The 2536-nt window shown below is 70.8% G+C and carries 5 protein-coding genes; 2 read left to right on the top strand and 3 right to left on the bottom strand.

Going from position 1 to position 2536, the window contains the following annotated elements; all coding sequences use genetic code 11:
- Nucleotides 1-340: class I SAM-dependent methyltransferase (locus AOK03_RS09485; protein WP_157868904.1), on the bottom strand; the 340-nt coding region annotated here is incomplete at its 3' end.
- A 91-nt stretch (nt 341-431) separates the two neighbouring features.
- Here AOK03_RS09485 and AOK03_RS09490 point away from each other — a divergent pair.
- Nucleotides 432-1082, top strand: a complete 651-nt coding sequence (locus AOK03_RS09490; protein WP_055564735.1) for a CGNR zinc finger domain-containing protein — start codon at nt 432-434, stop codon at nt 1080-1082.
- Here the strand turns inward: AOK03_RS09490 and sodX are convergent.
- A complete protein-coding gene (sodX, locus tag AOK03_RS40705) occupies nt 965-1399 on the bottom strand; it encodes a nickel-type superoxide dismutase maturation protease (RefSeq protein ID WP_079074593.1) in 435 nt (144 codons plus the stop codon). The genes AOK03_RS09490 and sodX overlap by 118 nt on opposite strands.
- A gap of 144 nt (nt 1400-1543) precedes the next feature.
- Between sodX and sodN the strand changes: the two genes are divergently transcribed.
- Entirely contained in the window at nt 1544-1939 is a 396-nt protein-coding gene (sodN, locus tag AOK03_RS09495; RefSeq protein WP_055564736.1) for a superoxide dismutase, Ni, read from the top strand.
- A gap of 84 nt (nt 1940-2023) precedes the next feature.
- Here the strand turns inward: sodN and AOK03_RS09500 are convergent.
- Nucleotides 2024-2536, bottom strand: a 513-nt coding sequence (locus tag AOK03_RS09500; RefSeq protein WP_055564737.1) for a LuxR C-terminal-related transcriptional regulator, incomplete at its 5' end; no start/stop codon positions are given.

Raw genomic sequence — 2536 nt, forward strand, 5'->3', positions numbered from 1 at the left:
CGGGGTCTTTCAGGTCGGCGGTGACGAAGGTGACCCGGTCGTCCCCGGCGAAGGTGCCCTCGGCGATGGTGAGCAGCGCGGGGTCGAGGTCGACGCCGACGCTGGTCGCGTCCGGGAACCTCTTGAGCAGCCGGTCCGTAATACTTCCCGTACCGCATGCGAGATCGAGGATGCGGGGTGCGGTGCCGACCACGGCCTCGACCATGTCGAGCATGATCCGGAACCGCTCCTCGCGGTCGGGCAGGTACCACTGCTGCTGCCGGTCCCAGCTGTCCTGCCAGGCGCGCCAGTCGGTGCCGAGCGCGGCGGCGGCCTCGGTGCCGGTCCCCGTTTCCGTCATCAGAACCCCTCCACTACGTAATACCCTGGTACCGCAAGTGGCCATTACCGGCCGACGAGATGACCATAGCCCGCCCTCGTAAGGACTACAAGTGGAACTGGCCTATTACTCGGACTACGCCGTACGCCTGGTCAACAGCGAGGAGCCGGGCCGCAACAAGGACGCGCTGACGACCGTCGAGGCGATCAGGGAGCTGTTCGGGCCGAGCACGCAGATGGCCCGCCGCGCCACGGACTCCGACGTCACGCGCTTCCGGTCCGTGCGGGCCAGGCTCAGGGCCGTCTTCGAGGCGGCCGACGGCGGCGACGAGACGCTCGCCGTCGACCTGCTGAACTCACTGCTCCTGGAGTTCCCCGTCAGCCCGCAGATCTCGGGCCACGACCACCGGGACGACGACGGCCGTCCCTTGTGGCACCTGCACCTGGCGGACCACCCCTCGAACGCGACGGCGGGGTACGCCGCGATCGCCGCGATGGGCCTCGCCTTCCACCTCACCGAGCACGGCGTGGACCGCCTCGGCCTGTGCGAGGCGGCGCCGTGCCGCAACGCCTACCTCGACACGTCGACGAACCGCTCCCGGCGCTACTGCTCGGACCGCTGCGCGACCCGGGCCAACGTCGCGGCCTACCGCGCCCGCAAGCGCCTGGAGACGGAGCGTTCCGCCAGCACCGGACGCACCGCGCCCAGCGCCCAGCGCGCCAGCGCCAACGGCGAACGGCGGCCCGGCGCCGGCGGGCGGTAGCGGAACCGGACCTTCCCGAGGACGAGTTCCTCGGGAACCACTCCGTAGTCCGTGCTGTCGCCGCCCGCGAACGCGTTGTCGCCGAGCACCCACCAGCCGCCGCCGCGCCGCTCCTTGGCCCGCTTGACCACCAACAGGTCCTGCTGGAACGGGTGGCGCAGGACCACCACGTCCCCCGGGCGCACCCGCGCCCCCCACTGCACGAGCAGCCGGTCCCCGTGGTGCAGCGTCGGCACCATCGAAGGGCCCGTCACCTCCGCGGCACCCCACGGCAGGACGGCCCTTTCCCGCTCGCTCTCCTGCGACAGCTCCGGCATCACCGGCACCTCCCCGGTCCTATCCTCCACCAGTCCCAGTCTGACCCTGGACTTTTGTCCTAAGCCCATGGGGGCACTCGCGAAAACCCGTCTCTCACGGAGTAATGTCCCACCTGAGAAGACGATCACGAGGAGGACAGCAACATGCTCACCCGCCTGTTTGCCCCCAAGGTGAAGGTCAGCGCGCACTGCGACCTGCCCTGCGGCGTGTACGACCCGGCCCAGGCCCGCATCGAGGCGGAGTCGGTCAAGGCCGTGCAGGAGAAGATGGCCGCCAACGACGACGCGCACTTCCAGGCGCGCGCCGTGGTCATCAAGGAGCAGCGTGCCGAGCTCGCCAAGCACCACGTCTCGGTGCTGTGGAGCGACTACTTCAAGCCCCCGCACTTCGAGAAGTACCCGGAGCTGCACCAGCTGGTCAACGACACCCTGAAGGCCCTCTCGGCCGCGAAGGGCTCGACCGACCCGGCCACGGGCCAGAAGGCGCTGGACTACATCGCCCAGATCGACAAGATCTTCTGGGAGACCAAGAAGGCCTGACGCACCGCGTCACGCGTTCCACCGACAGCACCCGGCATCCGCGCGGAGCCGGGTGCTGTCGGCATTCCCGGGTGCCGTCGGCGTTCAGGGCCGGTGCGTGCCGCGGGGCCGGGCCAGGCCCAGGTCGTACGCGAGGATCGTGGCCTGCACGCGGTCGCGCAGGCCCAGCTTGCCCAGCACCGCGTTGACATGGGACTTCACCGTGCCGGTCGTGACGCCGAGCGCCTCGGCGATCTCCGCGTTCGTGTGGCCCGCGGCCACCAGGGACAGGACCTCGCGCTCGCGGGGCGTGAGGGACTCCAGGAGTTCGGGCTCCGGGGCGGGGGCCGTGCCCGCGAAGGCGTCGATGAGGCGGCGCGTGACGGTGGGGGCGAGCATCGCCTCGCCGGAGGCCACGATGCGGATGCCCGCGAGGAGTTCCTCGGGCAGCGCGTCCTTCAGGAGGAACCCGGAGGCCCCGGCGCGCAGGGCGTCGTGGACGTAGGCGTCCTGGTCGAACGTGGTCAGGACCAGCACGCGCGGGGGTGTGGCCGGACCGGGTGCCGTCGTGAGCAGCCGGGTCGCCGTCAGGCCGTCCATGCCCGGCATGCGGATGTC

The organism is Streptomyces atriruber, assembly GCF_001418325.1.
Classification (GTDB): Bacteria; Actinomycetota; Actinomycetes; order Streptomycetales; family Streptomycetaceae; genus Streptomyces; species Streptomyces atriruber.